We start from the raw sequence: 18,834 nt of genomic DNA on the forward strand, positions 1-18,834 counted from the left end.
GGCTGGGAACAACAAGTCCAGCTGTACGTCTGGATTTGAGAGGCAGTTCAGGAAGCAACAATATTATCGGTATCGGGGGTACTAATCTTTCAGCATCAGCCGCTCAGTCCGGAGCTTTAAAGTATGTGCCAAGTAGTACGGAATTACATTTTTCAGATGGAACACAATGGATGTCTCTGGAAGCAGATATGGTAAGAAGTTGTGTGGTTGCCGATAATTCTTACAATATGGTGGTCTGTCCCAACAATACAACTACCCGTTTGGGTAGCTGGGAAGTCCAATATGACCCTCTGAACTCTTTTGATGGAACGACTGGTACCTTTACAGCTCCTAAAACCGGATTGTATACAGTTTCATTTATGGTTCAATTAACCACTGGTTCTGTTCAAGCAGATAGTTATTTGGAAGGGATGTGGGTTGCGAGCAACGGTGCGACGATTAAGTCTGTGAACTCTTTTGCAATAGCAGGTACTTTTATGACGCCTATTATTTGTACTGGTACACTCTTTTTGAATGCAGGTGATACTCTATTTCCTCAGCTTTTTCACAATAGAGGCCTAGATACTCATCCTCGTGTCTATGGAGATAGTACTAACCCTAATGCGGATATTGCTTTTAATAAATTATCTATTGTTATACAATAAATATCTACAGAAATGAAAATAATTATTCTATATATACTACTTCTTTCTCCTTGTTGTATTTTTTCCCAAATCGGGATAAATACAGAATCACCAACTGCCACTTTGGATATCAAATCCGAATCGACCACCATGCCGGTTATTTTATCACGCAACTCAGCTAATACCGAATTAAGCAGACTCCTGGATAACGGGTATTGGGGATTGGCAAGGACTAATCCTGCGGTAAAAGTCGACCTGAGAGGATCTCTGGGTAATGGTGAATTGGGGTTGGGCACAACGGCGATGACGGCAGCAGCTGCCGGAGCCGGAGCTATCAGGTACAATAATGGCGTAGAATATTCGGATGGGAATACTTGGTTACGATTAGCTGTTTTACCTACCAAAGCATACGTAATAGCCAGGAATGAGGTGGCACTAGATATGACGACAACAGGTGCTCCTATTACTAAGAGCTGGACAAACTGGACAGAAGTAGAGGATTTGACAAACAGTTTTGATCCTGCAACTGGAGTTTTTACTGCTCCCCGTACAGGTGTATATGCGATATCATGTACAGCTATGTTCGAAAATATAGTGTGGTCATCAAATCTATCCCGTATACATCTTGAGCTCACTATTGGAACAAATGTTGGTAATGCTACAAATTCTAAAAGTGTATTTACTGCTCCTATTGTTAGTAGTACAGCAAATCCATTCAATGCGACACTTGTAAATAAGGTATTTATATATTTTCACGTAAATGATACTTTTAGGATGCTATTCTATAGTAATAATAATACTAGTCAAATAAAAACAACGACAGATGGATCATATAATACACTAACTATATCAGAGATGTAAGTAGTTTTTAGGATGTTCGGGTAATGCCGTTGATCAGGTAGATATTCGGTTGGGACAAGGCAGTGTTAGTTCTGGAGATTATAATATATGAGGAGTGTATATTCAAGTTTTGTGAATCCAAATTCAGCAGCAACAAGTATGCTATTTTGAAAATTGCAGATGACTTCAGCCCCTTCGAATTTCAATCGAAGGGGTTCCCTTTGCAAATACACCCATATATTTTATATAGAATAAAGTATTTTGCCCAATAAGTGAGAAAAAATACTAATAACTAAAAATGGGTGAAAGTTTCTCTTGTTGTTGTTCTTTTTCATATATATTCTGTCAGAGATTTATTTGCAACTGTTTTTGAGTATTTAATATTGTAGAGGGTCTATTGATATGGTATATTTATTTTGTTTTAGACCTAAATAGTATATTTAATCTGGTGTTTAATCTATTTGTTTGCAATATTTATTTTGATTAATTAGAAGTCGAATTTCTTTATTGTTTATTTGGTGTGTATATATCCTCATGGAGAAAAAAACTAAATGTTATAATATGTCTATATTTATTTAGCTTAATAACTAGCTAAGATAAACTGGCAAAATTGTTTTCATCTTGGCTACTATTTGCTTATTAACAGCCTGCAATTCAAAAAAGAGTGAAGAGGTCATTTGGTAGTAATTTTAAAACTAAAAATGAGCGTTATGACAAATGAATTAAAGGTGTTATTTTACCTGAAAAAGAATGGACTTTGTCCAGCCATGAGACGAATCCATGTGGGTAAAACAATGGCTTATTCTGTACGAAGATTGATGCGACGTTAAGCTATGGGATGCTAGAGTCGGGAGGCTGAAAGGGAAAAGTACATTTGCCAATGGGCTGAACAAGCAGATAGAGAAAATTAACCTGCTAATCTATTCCGCTATGACGAAGTCATTCGCTTAGAGCGGGAGAGTGTGGTCTCCGACTTGAAAGTCATGGTACAGGGCGTAGTGCACAAAAGGCAAGGTCTAGAGACTATCAAAGGATGAAAGATAAGAACTAAACAGGAATAAATGGCTGAGTATAAAATAGAAAATCAAGGTGATAAAATTTGTTTAACAATTTTAAATTGTAGACAATCAGGATGTGCTACTTATTTTATAGGTATCACAGGATTATTTATATTTCTTTTGCCTATAGTTATTATAATTATTTTATCTATCGAAGTAAGTTTTGGAACTATGCTTGTTTGCTTAGTTGCATGGTTAATCTCTGGATATTTATTTCGTTTATTTCTATGGAACTAATTACAGATAATATTAATTTGAAGAATGTGATATCTTTATCATTTCCTTTTGAAGACATTGAAATAAATAATCTACTACTATGATTTCTTTATTAAACTCTAGAAAATTATGAAAAATGTAGTTTTGATATTTTTTATGTTATTTTCTTCTTTATCATACTCTCAATCAAAAATCGACTCTATATTGAATATATTAGATAAAGAAATCATTAATAGAAAAGTATATTATGCAGAAAGAGAAAATAGAATCAAAGAATTAAAAATAAGCCTCTCAAATATAAATAGTGATAGTGAAAAATTTTCTTTAAACAACAAAATCTACGACGAATACAAATCGTATCAATACGATTCAGCATATACATATGCTATTAAAACAAAATTACTTGCAAAAAAACTGAATGATCCTGAATTGCAAATTATAGCAAACTGCAATTTGCTGTTTTGTTTCATGTCTTCAGGTCTATTTAAAGAAGCCGTTGATATAGTAAACACAACTAATATTAATAGTGCTTCAGACAAGTTAAAATCTAATTATTATTCCGAATGCGCCCGTCTGTATTCTGATTTGATTAATAATAATAATACAGAACCATATAGAACGGAGTATCAAAATAAAAGTATTGAATATTGTGATTCAGCCCTAATCTATCTTGATCCTAATTCATATGAATATCATAATATAAGTTCACTAAAGAACATACATCTAAGTACGAAAAAAAAAATAACTATTTATACACACCTCATAAAGTCATTTAAGACTGATGACCATCAACTTGCGATCAACACAGCACATCTAGGAAATCTTTATATGTCAAAAGATGATGACGAAAATGCGATTTATTACATGGCTCTATCTGCCATATCAGATATAAGATCTGCTACAACTGAAACAACATCCAAAACTACTCTTGCCAGATATTTGTATAAAAAAGGAAAGATTAAAGAAGCTAGTCAATACATTCAAATCTCACTTGAAGAAGCTAATTTCTATAATGCACGACATCGAAAAATGGACGTAAATTCTATTCTTCCCATTATTGAGAAGGAAAGATTAAATATTATTGAAGAGCAGCGAAATAATATCAGTATGTCTTTAATAATAGTAAGTATTCTCTCTGTCTTATTTTTAACATCTTCGATAATCAACTATAAACAAAACAAAAAACTCAAGGAAGCTAAACAACTTATTCAAAATCATTTGAACGAATTGTCCACTTTTAATAATAAGCTTAAGGAATCTAATGATATCAAAGATCAGTACATCATCGAATCTTTGTATGGTAAATCAGAATATTTGGATAAAACTGAAATTCTTTTCAGAAATTTAGATAATAAACTCAAAGCCCGTCAATATAATGATATTTATAAACTTCAATTAGAATATAACTTAAAAAGTGAAAGAGAAAATATGTATTCTTCTTTTGATAATACTTTTTTAAAATTATTCCCTACTTTCCTTGAAGAATATAACAAATTATTTCCTGATAGCAAGCGTATTCATTTAGATAATAATACTCTTACCCCTGAGCTTAGGATATTCGCTTTAATCAGACTAGGAATAAATGACAATGAAAGGATAGCCAAATTTCTTAATTTTTCGGTAAATACAATCTATACATACAAAGCAAAAATTAAAAATAAATCTATCGTACCTAAAGAAGAATTCGAATATAGAATAATGCAGATAAAAAAGAACTAAGCCCATATTTGTGAAAAATTTCTTATAATAAGGAGATTTACTACACTTTCTAATTTATATACAGTCTTGATTTTATTTAGGAGTAAGATCTGTATCTATTTGACAACAAGTGGAATACATGATTTAACCTTTCGTATTTTATATTAATTATTATTACACAAAGACCTTCTATAATACCTTCGTCAAAAATACTAATCCTAAATAACCACCTAATTTTTTTACCATGGAAATAGAATTTATTCCTTATTACTCGAGGAAATTGTTTTGTTATTTTATAATGGTATTATTGTCTTCATTTGCATTATCATTAAATGCACAAACAAACGGGAAGATAAAAGTATCAGGTATAGTAGCTGACAATAAAAACGAGCCTCTCATCGGTGTATCTGTTCTTGAAAAAGGAACAACCAATGGTACTATGACAGATATAGATGGGAAATACGAGTTATACCTACCCTCGAATGCAACTATAGAAACTACCTATATTGGATTTGCGAAGCAGGAAATTCCTGTTAATGGACGTACAACTATAAGCATCAAACTACAAGAAGATGCTATCATGCTGAAGGATGTTGTTGCAATCGGTTATGCAGTAGGTAACAAACACTCGATTTCGGGGGCTGTACAAAAAATCGGAAAAGAGGATATGAATGTAGGAGTGGTAAATAACCCTCTAGATGCTATACAAGGTCGAGTTGCCGGCGTTAATATTCAGACTCTTAGCAGTGATCCAACAGCAGCTCCGAGTATTCGTATTCGTGGTACAACTTCGTTATCTGGAGGAAATGATCCCTTAGTAGTTGTGGATGGTGTAATGGGTGATCTGAATATGTTGAACTCACTATCTCCTAACGACATCGAAAGCTACACAATATTGAAAGACGCCTCAGAAACTGCTCAATATGGCTCTAGAGGAGCAAGCGGTGTGATTGTTGTTACAACTCAAAAAGGAAAATATGGAACAAAGACACTCAGTTATGATGGAAATTTTGGAGTACAGACAATTGCTAAAAGAACACACTCGTTAAGTGCTGATCAGTATCGCCAAGCGGCAAAAGACAGAGGTTTGAGCTTCATCGATGATGGTTATTCAACTGATTTTATGGACGAAATATTACAGACGGGCTATACACAAAATCACAAAATTTCTTTTGGTAAAGGAGACGAAGATTCAAATTACAACATATCGTTAGGTATCATAGACCAAAAAGGTATTATAGAAACAACTTCCAAACAAAGATATAATTTAAGAATAGATGTATCACAGTTGTTTTTCGATAATAAACTGAAACTCGAATCGGGCATATTTGGTTCCAGAATGAAAATGCGTAGTTTATACGATGCTAGAAACACTTTTTATGGTGCTGTGACAATGAATCCGACATTCTCAAATGCACAAAATGCAGATGGCACATGGCCCAGAGACCCTGTTGCCAGCGAAGTTTATAATCCGTTGGATCTTATAAATACCGAAAAATATAACAGAAGATATGACGCAACAGCACATACTCGGGCAACATGGACTATTATCGAAGGGTTTAAAGTGAGTGCTTTTGGTTCTTACACATTCAACGATGATGATGCTTCTACTTACCTACCAATAAAATCGAGACCGGGTATGATTAAAAATGGCGGACGAGCTGAGAGAAATGACAATAAAAACGAAAATTATTTAGGAAATTTTAGCTTAAGCTATATAAATACCATCGGAAAACATTCTTTGAATATTTTAGGACTTGTAGAAGGACAAGAATACAAAAGTCGGGGTTTTGGTGCTGCATCCAGCAGATATTCGAGCGATTATCACGGAGCCGACAATCTAGGAGGAGGCGCAATTATTAATTATGGTGATGTTTCGTCTTACAAAAACAGCTTCAAATTATTTTCTGTCCTAGGGCGTATCAACTATGTATATGATGACAAATATATTGCAACTATCAATATGAGAGGTGATGGCTCATCCAAATTGGGTAAAAATAATAAATGGGGATTCTTTCCCGCTTTTTCGCTGGCTTGGAATATGGCAAGTGAGAATTTTATGAAAGAAAGCCTAAGCTTTGTCAACTACCTGAAACTAAGAGCCAGTTATGGTATAACAGGTAATCAGGATGCGATTTCTCCATACAACTCATTACAATTGCTAGGAACAAACGGTTCGTCGCTCATCACAGTCAATGGTAACCCGACAATTGCATACACCTATCTGCGTAACGCAAATCCCGACTTAAAGTGGGAAACAAAGAAAACATTTGATATAGGGTTCGATGCTTCTCTCTTCAATGATAAAATTACTCTTACGTTCGATTACTATAATTCTAAAACCAACGATTTACTCTATACATATTCTGTTCCGCAACCACCATTTATCTACAATACATTGTTAGCTAATATTGGATCTATGAAGAATATGGGACTCGAATTTTCAATTGGATATTCAGCCATTAACACCAAAGATATAGGATTTGATGTGTCTGCAAATGTATCTTATCAAAAGAATAAAGTAACATCTCTGACCGGAACCTATAAAGGACAACCTTTGACTCCAAGTGCTTATGTAAAATTAAGCTCGGTTAAAGGAGCCGGAATACAGGGTAACAATAATGTTGTGTATATGTTTGAAGGACAACCTCTCGGAGTGTTTTATCTACCAAAAACCGATGGTTTGAAAGACGTAAATGGTAAAAACAAGTACAATGTACTAGATATTGACGGCGAAGACGGTATAAACATTGCGGATGGTAAAGACCGCTATATTGCCGGACAAGTTATGCCTAAATATTACTTAGGAATGAACTTGAAGTTCCGATATAAAGTATTTGACATTCAGACACAATTGAATGGAGCTTTCGGTCATAAAATATATGATGGAACTGCAATGACTTTGAATAACATGAATAATTTTCCCGGATACAACTTGTTGAGAGGAGCTCCCGAAAGAAATATTTACGACAATACTGTAACAGATTACTGGCTAGAAAACGGTAACTATCTGAATATTGCCTATGTTACTTTAGGATATAATATCAATACAGAGAAATTCAAGAATTGGGTAAAATCTATAAGATTGACAGCTTCGGTTAATAACCTACATACTTTTTCCAGTTATTCGGGTCTTACTCCAATGATAAATAGTTCTACTTTGGATAGTAATAATAACACATTTGGTAACGATGACAAGCGATTTTATCCTGTAGCTCGTACGTTTTCGTTAGGTGTAAGTGTAAACTTCTAAAAAACAATTCAAATCATGAAAAAAATATATTTTATCATAACTACAATTCTATTTTCATTTAGTGCTTGTTCTCTAGATGAAACTCCGATTGATCAACTACCAGAAGAGGAGGCCTACAAAACTCCAGAGTTAGTATATGTAAATACTGTAGCTAGTCTATACAATGACATAAGAAACCTGGCAACAACAGCAACTTGGGATTTAAGCGAATTGCCTTCGGACGAAGCTATCATCCCAACACGAGGAAGCGACTGGGACGATGGTGGCATATTCCGCTCTTTGCATAATCATAGCTGGACTCCCGCACTCAATTTCTTAAATGACTCTTGGCAAGAAAGATATGCAGCAATCGGAAAATGTAATCAAAGTCTGAAAATAGTTGAAAATGCAAAACAGAATAATCCTTCCGCGACATTCTATGATACATATATAGCGGAGATAAAAGCCATAAGAGCACTAAACTATTTCTATTTGTTAGATCAATTTGGGCGAGTACCTGTTGCTATTACTGTTGACATTCCAATTAAGGAAGTAAAACAATCTAAAAGAAGCGAAGTATATGCCTTTATAAAACAAGAATTAGATGAATTACTGCCATTCATGGCATCGGGCTATTCAAACAAACAAGGCGACTATTATGGACGTATGACCAAATCGACAGTATATTTCCTTTTAGCTAAATTGGCAGTCAATGCTCAAGTATATTCAGACGACAATTGGGAAGTAAATGGAAGTAATCCTTCAGGTTCAACCTCTTTTACTATTAATGGAACAGATGTAGGCGCATGGGTAGCAGTCAAACATTACTGCGATTTGATCAAAGAAGAAGGTTATAGCTTACAACAAAATTATTCTTCAAATTTCGAAGTAAAAAATGAAACATCCAATGAGAATATTTTTGTCATCCCACAAGATCCGAATCTCTATCGTATATCAAATGTCAATATAAACAATCGGACTTTGCATTATACACATGGAAATGCTTTTGGAATGGGAACATGGAATGGTTCGTGCGCTACAATAGAAATGATGCAAGCATTGGGTTATGGAACAGACAAGCCCGACCCTCGTATGGATTTGTGTTTTTATACCGGCAAGGTAACTGGTCCGAATGGTAAATTTATAACAGCAGAGGACGGAAACGATTTCGAATATCTGCCTTTAGCTGTAAAATTGCAGCTAGATGGATCGGATGCCAAAAAGAGAGCCGGAGCCCGCTGGAAAAAATATGAAATAGACCGTCAATTTCAAGGTTCGGGCGATTTTGTCCACAACGATTGGGTACTTTTCCGTTATGCTGATGTATTGCTTATGAAATCAGAAGCTGAATTAAGGTCAGGAAACACAGGAGCAGCCTTGACGCTTATTAACGAAGTAAGAAGCCGAGTGAATACAACCCTCTTGTCATCAGTTTCATTAGATGATATATTAAAGGAAAGAATGCTTGAATTGAGTTGGGAAATGTGGCGTAGAAATGATATGATTCGCTTCGGAACATTTACTAAACCTATCACTGATAAAGCACAATCAGAACCTTATCGTATCGTGTATCCAATACCATCGGACGTATTATCCAGTAATAAAAACTTGACTCAAAACCCAGGTTATTTAAAATAAAAACAAAAAGTAAATGACAGATAAGTAAAACCGCTTATCTGTCATTTGAAAAATTTAGTAGTCACAGAGATTTAGCTTATTTTTGTACTTAATACAAATTCTAAATCTATCTTATAATAACATATAAAAACATGAAATGAAGAAACTGACTCTACTCTGCTTCAATTTACTCGTTTTCGGTAGTTTGATTGCACAAACACTCAAATCACCGGATAACAACCTGACTCTTACCCTCCAACTAAAAGAAAATGGAACACCTGTCTATAATCTTCAGTACAAAGGCAAAGAAGTTATTAAAGACAGTAAAATGGGTTTTGTTATCAATGCTCCTCGTCCTTTTGCCGAAGGATTTTCCATTGCCAATACTGAGTATGCTTCTTTTGATGAAACATGGACTCCTGTTTGGGGCGAAAACAATAAAATAAGAGAGAATTATAACGAAATGTTGATTTCTCTAACTCAAGAAAAAACAACTTGCTCTATTAATATACGTTTCCGTCTTTTTGATGACGGATTAGGGTTTCGCTATGAATTTCCCGTACAAGCCAATCTTCGTCATTTTACTATAAAAGACGAATTAACGGAGTTTAATTTGACAGGAGATCATAAAACATTTTGGATTCCTGCTGATTACGACACCAATGAGTTCCCGATAACAACATCTAAAATTTCAGAAATTGCGGGATTAATAGACGAAGTACGTAAAGAGCCGCTTGCAGCAAAAGCGCCAAGTCCTAACCTAGCCATTCAAACACCATTGATGATGAAATCAGCCAATGGTCTATACATAAATATACACGAAGCAGCACTTGTCAACTATCCGGCAATGCACCTAAATGTAAATGACAAAGAATTCGAACTGAGTTCACACTTAGCTCCCGATAAAAACGGAAACAGAGCATATATACAAACAGGAAATGTAAGCCCATGGCGTACAATTGTTGTAAGCGATGATGCTCGCGACATTTTAGCATCTAACTTGATACTGAATTTAAATGAGCCATCTAAAATAGAAGATACATCATGGATTAAACCCACAAAATATATTGGTGTATGGTGGGAGTATTTCACAGGAGGTGGTTCTAAATGGGCATATACCGATAATCAGGATATTATTATCGAAAAAACAGATTATGCAACTCTCAAACCTAGTAGACATCATGGTGCTAATACTACCCATGTAAAAGAATATATAGACTTTGCTGCAAAACATGGTTTTGATGCGGTACTTGTCGAAGGATGGAATGAAGGATGGGAAGATAATACTGCCTACGTAAAAGAAAAGATATACAGTTTTACAAAGGCATATCCCGACTTTGATGTAAAAGAGCTGCAACGATATGCAGCCGAAAAAGGTGTAAAAATAATTATGCACCACGAAACAACCTCATCAGTTGTGGACTATGAACGTCAATTGCATGATGCATTCCAATTTATGGTCGATAATGGTTACGATGCTGTAAAAACGGGTTATGTAGGACCAATGATACCACGTAGTGAATATCACGATGGACAATGGATGGTCAACCATTACAACCGTGTAGCAAAAGTTGCTGCCGATTACAAAATTATGGTAAATTCGCACGAAGCTGTACGCCCAACAGGGCTTTCTCGTACATATCCTAACTGGATAGCTCAAGAATCGGCACGTGGAACAGAATTTGAATCGTTCAACGGGAACAATCCGGATCATACAACTATTTTACCATTTACTCGTCTAATGGGCGGACCTATGGATTATACTCCCGGAATTTTTCAAGGTGATTTATCTGTATATGGTTCCAACAGTGCAAAGCTTAGTACAACTTTAGTTAAGCAATTAGCATTGTATGTAACTATGTATAGTCCTTTGCAAATGGCTGCCGATTTGATCGAAAATTACGAACATTTCCCGGATGCTTTCCAATTTATAAAAGATGTAGCCGTTGACTGGGATCAATCATATATCCTCGAAGCCGAGCCTGGCGATTATATCACTATTGCACGAAAAGCTAAAGGTAAAAACGAATGGTATATTGGCGGAATTACGGACGAAAATCCTCGAGAAGCAATTATTGACCTTAGTTTCTTACCCAGTGGAAAAAAATATGAAGCTATCATATATGCAGACGGTAAAAATGCAGATTGGAGAACCAATCCACAGAGTTATATCATCTCGAAACAAGCAGTTACCTACAAAACAAAATTAAAACAAAAATTAGCTCCAAGTGGAGGTGTTGCTATTAGCATAAAAGAAATATAATGAAAAGGAATGTAATCACTCTCATCCTCATATCCCTTTTTTCAATTGCAATAAAATCTCAAGATGCTTGGGTTATTAAAGCAGATAAAATAGACCCTTCGGACTACTATGGAATAAGTGTTTCGAATGGAATGATAGGAATTGTATCATCGCCTGAACCTCTGAAAGTGAAAGAGGTTATACTTGCAGGTGTATATGATACTTATGGACGCGGACGTACTAGCAACTTCTTACCTAGTTTTAATCTATTGGACATAAAATTGTCTATCGGATGGGAAGATGTTACAGAGACCAACATATCCAATTTCGAACAACAACTGGATATGAGGACGGGAGTTTTTACAGGTTCTTTCGATTTCAAAGATATTGCATCGGTACAATATTATTATTATGCATTACGTCATTTGCCCCACAATGCAATGATGAATATAACAGTCATTCCTCTAAAAGATACTTATCTGGTAGCTGAGAACATATTGAAAACACCTTCCACTTTTCGGGACGACCAACAATATTTTAACGAGATAAACCCATCGCACGCTTATATTCCATTATTAACAACTATTGCCAAAAGTCCTTCGGGGAAAACAACAGTGGTGGCTTCAAATACATTTCTTTTTGATGAAAAGCATGGTGAAGAGCCACGAGTTTTACATGAAATGAGAGATAATGATGCTCATCTGATGAAATTCGTTAAGGCAATAAAAAAAGATCAGCCCTACACCTTCTCTTTAGTCGGTTCTCTAGTATCATCCGAACAATTGAAAGACCCATATAATCAAGCAGAACGTCTTTCTATCTATGCAAATCTTCAAGGTAAAAAAAAATTACTAGCACATCATAAAAAAGAATGGGATACTCTTTGGGAAAGCGACATCATTATCGAGGGTGATGCACAAGCACAACAAGACATACATAATATGATGTACCATCTGTATTCCTTTACTCGAAGCGGATCGGGATACTCTCTATCTCCAATGGGATTAAGTGGATTAGGATACAACGGGCATGTATTTTGGGATACCGAAATATTTATGTATCCCCCATTGCTAATACTCCATCCCGAAATGGCTAAAGAATTTATCGAATATCGTTTCAACAGATTAGATTCTGCCAAAAGGAATGCTTCAGCTTACGGTTATAGAGGAGCAAAATATCCTTGGGAAAGTGCAATGAGTGGAGAAGAAGAAACTCCGGTGTGGGCTCTGTCAGGTACCTACGAACATCATATAACAGGCGATATCGCTTTTGCTGCATGGAAGTATTATCTGGTAACACAAGACAAAGAATGGTTAAGAGACAAAGGATGGTCAATACTCAAAAACACTGCCGAATTTTGGGAAAGCCGTGTAACCGAGAACAAAGGTAAATTCGAAATACGCAATGTAGTATGTGCAGACGAGTGGGCTGAAAATGTAGATAACAATGCCTATACTAATGCCATAGCTAAACTGAATTTAGAATATGCAAATGAATGTGCCAAAATACTCAACCTCCCAATACAGAATAAATGGAAAGAAATTGCAGAGAATCTTGTCTTTTCGAAAATGGAAAATGGAGTTACTCGTGAACATGATTCATACAATGGAGAGAATATTAAACAAGCAGATGTAAACCTATTGGCTTATCCTCTCAATATAATAACAGATAAAGAACAAATCAGGAGAGATTTAGCATACTACGAAACAAAGGTTCCACAGAAAAACACTCCTGCGATGACTCAAGCTATATTTGCATTACTATATAGCCGATTAGGAAATAGCAAAGATGCTTATAAATGGTTCAAGGATGCTTATGAAGAAAATTTACTCCCTCCTTTTCGGGTAATGGCTGAAACCAAAGGCGGTAACAATCCATATTTTATTACAGGTGCAGGAGGCATTTTACAAACTGTTTTGATGGGATTTGCAGGAATAGACATTCAATCTGATGGAAAGATTCAATACTTACAAACTGCAATGCCTTCTCATTGGAAAAAATTAACTATCAGGACTCCTTCTTCAAGTGTAATTAAACAGGCAAAACTATGTCTTCCTGAATGATAGGAGATTGGCTGCTTTACATCAGCCATAACACGCAATCCTCGCATATTGAGTTGTACCACTTCTGCCGACTGTATCGGGAACAATGTTTCTCTGTCCTCGTCTTTATATTTTTCAAGCAGGGCGATGGCTTCGGGCAGTAATTTGACACGGGTCTGAAAGTCGGTTTTCTTTCTGCGGTATTTAAGCCAAAGGTTATTTTCTTCGTCGGTAAACAGGTTTTCTTCTGTTATACGGACTATATCTGCATAAGAACTACCGGTATAGCAGGCGAAGAGAAACAAGTCACGGGTAAGCAGATAGGAGTGACGGTTAGGATCAATCTCCAAGTCCCGTATCTTTTCAAAACTCTCCCTGCTTAATGCTTTGGGTGTAGCTTCTTTTTGTTTGGGTAGTTTATAATGGGCAAAATGCAGTTTCTCGGAAATACCTTCTTTGAATGCAACTTTACATGTCTTTTTCAGGATGGCCAGATAATGACAAACCGTATCCATTGAATAAGCCTGTTCGACAAGAACGAAGTCCTGATACTCACGGATGAACTGCTCGTTCAACTGCCCGAAAGCGATATCTTTGGTCTTGAACTTCTTTTTGATGAATTTGCCTAATGACCGATGGGTGTACACATAACTGCTTAATGTGGTCGGGCCAACATCTATTTCGATACGAGCTCGTAATCCTTTCATATGCCTGTCAAGAAGCACAAGCAGGGTTGTTTGTGCCCCCATGCTTCCCTGATACAGATTTTTGACGGATTCTGCATCAAAAGGCTTCTTGCGAGATGTTGAGACTTCTTTTGAGTATGATAAATATGGACGACAAACTGTAATACATGATCCCAGTGCAGGAACAAAAAGGTTTGAGTTTGATGCTGCCGGTAATATCAATAAGGAGACTGACGCAAGAGGTAAAGTAACCAAGATGGTTTATGGTTCATATAACCGACTGACGATAAAAGAGATTGTAGGTGAACTTACTAGCACTTATACTTTCAATGGAGACGGATTACTTGAAAGTGAATTCAGCAATAATGGTATATCGGTTGCTTATGTTTACGACGAACTGTTTAGACTGAAAACCCAAAAAGAAACCGTTCTCGATGATAAATGGTTACAAAAAATATATGCCTATAATGGAGGTAATCTTTCATCTGTAAATTATAATTCTTCGCAATCGGGAGATATTACAACTCTGACCTATATATATGCAAACGGTCATAATACAGAGATAAAGCTTCATGACGAAACTTCAATTTGGAAACTGACCGGGGAAAATAACCTGGGAATGTCTGTCTCAGCTACTACAGGAGTATTATCTCGAACCTATGAATATGACAGTTTTGGTCTGCCCACATCAAGGGTGATAAAGAATGGCACTACTATTATCCAGAATTTTAGCTATAATTTTGATCCTCAAACGGGGAATCTGAATTGGCGAAAAGACAATATCAGAGATCTGCGCGAAAGCTTTAGTTACGATAGGCTAAATCGTTTATCGGTTTTTGGAGATAAAAAAATAGGGTATGACGAAAAAGGGAATATTACCTATTTCCCGAATGTCGGACAGTTTAAATACAATTCCCCTAAGCCTTATGCCCTTACAACAATTGCTACTTGTCAGCAAGGAGATCTCGATGGATTACAAAATTACCGCAGGGGGCAAATTGTTACCTATACCAATATGATGCGACCTTTATCCATTCAAGAAAATGGGAAGGTAACGACTTTTACTTACAATGGAAATGGTGATCGGGTGAAAATGCTAACGCAACGGGGAGATACAACTGAACTGGAACGTTATTATATTGGCGGAGAGTATGAAATTGATAAAACTATTGCCGGAACAGAGGAAAGATTGTATCTTGGAGGTGATGCATATTCAGCAGCGGCTGTGTATGTTAAACAAGGCACAGGAACATGGCAGATTCAGTATATAGGACGTGATTATTTAGGTAGTATTACCCATGTGATAGATGCAACAGGGACTAAGTTATGATCCATGGGGACGTTTGCGTAATCCTCAAAGCCAGAGCGTATATGAAATAGGTAACGAGGTCGTCCTAGTTTTGGGAGGCAGAGGTTTTACGGGACATGAGCATTTGACAAGCTATGGGCTGATAAATATGAATGCCCGCTTGTATGATCCGGCAGTGGGAAGATTCTTATCTCCGGACCCATATGTACAATCACCTGATTTTAGCCAAAGTTTTAACAGGTATTCATATTGCTGGAATAATCCGTTAAGATACAATGATCTCACAGGAGAGTGGCTGGGCATTGACGATCTTGTGGCGGGTATTATCGGAGGTGTTATAAATCTGGGTGTTAATATTTGGCAAGGAAATCTACACGGAACCCCTTGGCAGATGATAGGACAAGGGGCTGGTGCTGTAGCTGGAGATTTAGCACTGTATGGTCCCGTTGGATGGGCTGTAGGTGGTGCTCTCGTTGGAGCAACGAATGCAGCTTTAAGCGGAGAAACTGGAATAGGAATTTTAAAAGGTGGAGGTATTGGTGCTGCATCTAGTCTAGTAGGAGGGTATGCCGGACAGTTTGCAGCAAGTTCATTAGGTGCTGTCACAGTCAACGGATTTAGAATAACCAGCCCAGTGATAAAAGGTACCGTGGGAGGATTGGCTGGAGGAGCTGGCGGTGGATATGCTTCTGGGTTTACAGTCGGTTATCTAACAACTGGAGATCTAGAGCAGGCTAATGAGATGGGCTTATCAGGAATGAAGTCCGGAGCGATAATGGGCACTCTTTCTGGTGCGGGTGCGGGTTATAAATACGCAAAGGATTATAATCTGGATTGGAAAACTGGCACACCAATTTATCCATCAAATAATGGAGCTGTTCTAGGTAGTACGACTAATGAGTATTTAATGCCAAATACAAAAATAGATCGTTATGGTGGAGATCAAGGTTATTTTTTCTCTGAACCAGGTACCCCAATATCATCACGTTCACTTCCTCCAAACAATAGTGGTGTATATAATCAATACGAAGTACTAAAACCAATCCCTGTACAAAAATCAATAATAACGCCATGGTTTGGACAACCTGGTGGAGGCGTTCAATATCAGACACCTGTACCAGTAAGAGTTTTAATAGATAAAGGCTTTATTATTAAATATTAAATTATGGAAAAAAAATATAACTGGAGAGAGTTGATAAAGTGCTTGCCTATAAGTGAGTCTTATTATTCTTTAGATGGAAAACAGAATCCTGACTGTCTTATTTTAGATAGGTTTCAAGATAAGTGGAAAGTATATTATCTTAGTGAAAGAGGAAGTATACACAATGAACAGATTTTTGAAACAGAAGAAGATGCTTGTCGATATATCTATAATGAGCTAAAAGGAACAATAACGAGAGCTAAAAAAAATGGACTAAATTTTTAACATAATAAATTCTATTTCTCCCAAGTATTGGGGAAAATATGGAATCGACTAAAAAATTATGGCAAAGAGAATCAGTAATACAAAGATCGGGGACATATTTTGTGCACAGAATGGAAATTACAATGTTTATCAAGTAGTAAAACCAATACCTGTTGTGAGGTCAACAATTGCCCCTGCATTTAATCAACTAGGAGGAGGAGGAGGAGGAGGAGGAGGAGGAGGAGGAGCACAATATCAAGTTCCTGTTAATGTAAATACATTATTAAAAAGAGAATTTATTATTAAATTTTAAATAAATGGATATAAATCAATTAAAAGAAAAACTTAATGATTTAGGAATTGATGAAAAAGAATATTCATTAGAGGGAGATTTGCAGCCTAATACCATCATTTTGTATCAAAACTATACTAAATGGGATGTTTTTTATTTAGATGAAAGAGGTGGAAGAAACGTGGAACGTAGTTTTATATCAAAGGAAGATGCATTTGATTATATGTATAAACTTTTTTTTGACGAAATCGAAATTAAAAAGAAGTTTGGATTAAATTAATTTTTTCGATATAAAATCCCCTTGTTTAAATACAATTCTACTACAGTTGTTGGGGAAAATATGGAATTGACTAAAAATTTATGGCAAATAGAATCAGTAATACAAAGATCGGGGACATATTTTGTGCACAGGTAGACGGTACAACAAAAAGATACCTGCAATATATCATCAGTGACATGGAACAGCTCAACAGCGATGTGATTAGGGCTTTTAAGAAAGTATACCCGATAGATGCAACACCTATACTGGAGGAGATTGTAAGCGATCAGGTTGACTTTTATGCCCATTGTGTAACCAAAGCTGGAATTAAATTCGGTTTTTGGCAAACCGTAGGAAACAGTCCGCAAGTTGGAGATACGGATATATTATTTAGGGATAAGCGTGACTGGACTATCTCAAAAGGGAAAACCGATGATGATTGGTGGATATGGTATGTAAATCAACCATTTGATCATGTTGGAAAACTATCTGAAGAAAATAGAAAAGCGGATCTGGGATTAATTTTTCATCCGGAAGATATTGTGTGCAAGCTAAAAACAGGAACATTAGGTAATATCTTTGCTCATTTCGAATGATTTAACTACTATCCTCCAGTATTAACTACTGGAGGCTAATTTCTATCTAGACTAAGAGGTTTCCAAAATAAACACAAGCGGTCGATGCTGAATAATATTCTTTATTTTTTACTGTTACATATCTTTTTGCTAATACAACGAGTGAAATGTATAAATTTCTCTTTTATAATAAGCGATATAAAAGAATTTCAATGAAAATAGATTGTTTCGGATATTAAATAAGAGATCATAATTGTAAATTTGCGTCGGTTTTAATTATCACACTTAAAAATAGTTTTCACTTTTATGAAAAAAACAGTATTAAAAGCAGTATTCTTTGCTATAGGAGTTTTGTTAATCGGTGGAACTTCTTCGTGTACTTCAAAGTCAGAAAATGCAAGTACTCAAAATGCGTTATCATCTCATCAAAATGAGGTCGATTTAATTGATGAAAATCCTTTAACGAATCTGATTAAAGGAAACGAAAGATTTGTTTCGGGTAAACTAGCCCACATCCATCAGGATTCTTTACGGGTAAAAGAGTTGGCAGAAGGTCAGCATCCCAGAGTCGTTGTTATATGTTGTTCTGATTCAAGAGTGACTCCTGAAATTGTTTTTGACCAAGGTTTAGGTGATATATTTACGATTCGTACAGCCGGAAATGTAATGAGTGATTACGAAGAAGGGAGTATCGAATATGCAGTAGAACATACCGGAGCAAAGCTTGTTGTTGTGTTAGG

At 36.0% G+C, this 18,834-nt stretch carries 15 protein-coding genes and 1 pseudogene; 15 read left to right on the forward strand and 1 reads right to left on the reverse strand.

Going from position 1 to position 18,834, the window contains the following annotated elements; all coding sequences use genetic code 11:
* The 8 genes from IR022_RS08600 to IR022_RS08635 all read left to right on the forward strand — a co-directional run.
* Positions 1-644 (forward strand): hypothetical protein (locus tag IR022_RS08600; RefSeq protein ID WP_194203425.1); only part of this gene is annotated, 644 nt, incomplete at its 5' end.
* Between the two features lie 12 nt (positions 645-656).
* Complete coding sequence (locus IR022_RS08605) at positions 657-1,484, forward strand: hypothetical protein (RefSeq protein WP_194203426.1); 828 nt, start codon at positions 657-659, stop codon at positions 1,482-1,484.
* A gap of 1,040 nt (positions 1,485-2,524) precedes the next feature.
* The gene (locus IR022_RS08610; RefSeq protein WP_194203427.1) at positions 2,525-2,758 is read left to right on the forward strand and encodes a hypothetical protein; all 234 of its coding nucleotides are present in this window, start codon (positions 2,525-2,527) and stop codon (positions 2,756-2,758) included.
* A gap of 108 nt (positions 2,759-2,866) precedes the next feature.
* The gene (locus tag IR022_RS08615; RefSeq protein ID WP_194203428.1) at positions 2,867-4,456 is read left to right on the forward strand and encodes a DUF6377 domain-containing protein; all 1,590 of its coding nucleotides are present in this window, start codon (positions 2,867-2,869) and stop codon (positions 4,454-4,456) included.
* A gap of 223 nt (positions 4,457-4,679) precedes the next feature.
* Positions 4,680-7,688: a SusC/RagA family TonB-linked outer membrane protein gene (locus IR022_RS08620; RefSeq protein ID WP_194203429.1), complete on the forward strand. Its 3,009-nt coding sequence runs from the start codon at positions 4,680-4,682 to the stop codon at positions 7,686-7,688.
* A 15-nt stretch (positions 7,689-7,703) separates the two neighbouring features.
* Positions 7,704-9,305: a RagB/SusD family nutrient uptake outer membrane protein gene (locus IR022_RS08625; RefSeq protein ID WP_194203430.1), complete on the forward strand. Its 1,602-nt coding sequence runs from the start codon at positions 7,704-7,706 to the stop codon at positions 9,303-9,305.
* Positions 9,306-9,441: 136 nt separating this feature from the next.
* Entirely contained in the window at positions 9,442-11,547 is a 2,106-nt protein-coding gene (locus tag IR022_RS08630; RefSeq protein ID WP_194203431.1) for a glycoside hydrolase family 97 protein, read from the forward strand.
* Complete coding sequence (locus tag IR022_RS08635) at positions 11,547-13,589, forward strand: glycoside hydrolase family 65 protein (protein ID WP_194203432.1); 2,043 nt, start codon at positions 11,547-11,549, stop codon at positions 13,587-13,589. Before IR022_RS08630 ends, IR022_RS08635 begins: the two co-directional genes overlap by 1 nt.
* On the opposite strand, the pseudogene IR022_RS08640 reads toward IR022_RS08635, so the two are convergent.
* Positions 13,514-14,368 (reverse strand): annotated as a pseudogene (locus tag IR022_RS08640) (phage integrase SAM-like domain-containing protein); the annotation flags it as partial. The gene IR022_RS08635 and the pseudogene IR022_RS08640 sit on opposite strands and share 76 nt — an antisense overlap.
* On the opposite strand from IR022_RS08640, the gene IR022_RS08645 reads away from it, so the two are divergent.
* The 7 genes from IR022_RS08645 to IR022_RS08675 form a co-directional block, all read left to right on the forward strand.
* A complete protein-coding gene (locus IR022_RS08645; protein ID WP_242053159.1) occupies positions 14,337-15,584 on the forward strand; it encodes an RHS repeat domain-containing protein in 1,248 nt (415 codons plus the stop codon). The pseudogene IR022_RS08640 and the gene IR022_RS08645 overlap by 32 nt on opposite strands.
* Positions 15,562-16,725, forward strand: a complete 1,164-nt coding sequence (locus tag IR022_RS08650; protein ID WP_242053157.1) for a glycohydrolase toxin TNT-related protein — start codon at positions 15,562-15,564, stop codon at positions 16,723-16,725. Before IR022_RS08645 ends, IR022_RS08650 begins: the two co-directional genes overlap by 23 nt.
* A 3-nt stretch (positions 16,726-16,728) precedes the next feature.
* Complete coding sequence (locus tag IR022_RS08655) at positions 16,729-16,989, forward strand: hypothetical protein (protein ID WP_194203433.1); 261 nt, start codon at positions 16,729-16,731, stop codon at positions 16,987-16,989.
* Between the two features lie 58 nt (positions 16,990-17,047).
* Positions 17,048-17,281, forward strand: coding sequence for a glycohydrolase toxin TNT-related protein (locus tag IR022_RS08660; protein ID WP_194203058.1), 234 nt, complete (start codon positions 17,048-17,050; stop codon positions 17,279-17,281).
* Positions 17,282-17,285: 4 nt separating this feature from the next.
* Positions 17,286-17,540 carry a hypothetical protein gene (locus IR022_RS08665; RefSeq protein ID WP_194203434.1) on the forward strand — a complete coding sequence of 85 codons (255 nt, stop codon included), beginning with the start codon at positions 17,286-17,288 and terminating at the stop codon, positions 17,538-17,540.
* Positions 17,541-17,620: 80 nt separating this feature from the next.
* Positions 17,621-18,115 carry a hypothetical protein gene (locus IR022_RS08670; RefSeq protein WP_194203435.1) on the forward strand — a complete coding sequence of 165 codons (495 nt, stop codon included), beginning with the start codon at positions 17,621-17,623 and terminating at the stop codon, positions 18,113-18,115.
* Positions 18,116-18,400: 285 nt separating this feature from the next.
* Positions 18,401-18,834, forward strand: a 434-nt coding sequence (locus tag IR022_RS08675) for a carbonic anhydrase (protein WP_317174060.1), incomplete at its 3' end; no start/stop codon positions are given.

Origin of the sequence: Dysgonomonas sp. GY617, from assembly GCF_015233815.1 — a bacterium.
In the GTDB taxonomy this organism is placed as follows: domain Bacteria; phylum Bacteroidota; class Bacteroidia; order Bacteroidales; family Dysgonomonadaceae; genus Dysgonomonas_A.

Coding starts and splice junctions, on each gene's coding strand:
- IR022_RS08620 (WP_194203429.1), top strand. CDS start 4,680: ATGGAAATAGAATTTATTCCTTATTACTCGAGGAAATTGTTTTGTTAT.
- IR022_RS08625 (WP_194203430.1), top strand. CDS start 7,704: ATGAAAAAAATATATTTTATCATAACTACAATTCTATTTTCATTTAGT.
- IR022_RS08655 (WP_194203433.1), top strand. CDS start 16,729: ATGGAAAAAAAATATAACTGGAGAGAGTTGATAAAGTGCTTGCCTATA.
- IR022_RS08650 (WP_242053157.1), top strand. CDS start 15,562: ATGCAACAGGGACTAAGTTATGATCCATGGGGACGTTTGCGTAATCCT.
- IR022_RS08615 (WP_194203428.1), top strand. CDS start 2,867: ATGAAAAATGTAGTTTTGATATTTTTTATGTTATTTTCTTCTTTATCA.
- IR022_RS08610 (WP_194203427.1), top strand. CDS start 2,525: ATGGCTGAGTATAAAATAGAAAATCAAGGTGATAAAATTTGTTTAACA.
- IR022_RS08605 (WP_194203426.1), top strand. CDS start 657: ATGAAAATAATTATTCTATATATACTACTTCTTTCTCCTTGTTGTATT.
- IR022_RS08665 (WP_194203434.1), top strand. CDS start 17,286: ATGGATATAAATCAATTAAAAGAAAAACTTAATGATTTAGGAATTGAT.
- IR022_RS08670 (WP_194203435.1), top strand. CDS start 17,621: ATGGCAAATAGAATCAGTAATACAAAGATCGGGGACATATTTTGTGCA.
- IR022_RS08660 (WP_194203058.1), top strand. CDS start 17,048: ATGGCAAAGAGAATCAGTAATACAAAGATCGGGGACATATTTTGTGCA.
- IR022_RS08635 (WP_194203432.1), top strand. CDS start 11,547: ATGAAAAGGAATGTAATCACTCTCATCCTCATATCCCTTTTTTCAATT.
- IR022_RS08630 (WP_194203431.1), top strand. CDS start 9,442: ATGAAGAAACTGACTCTACTCTGCTTCAATTTACTCGTTTTCGGTAGT.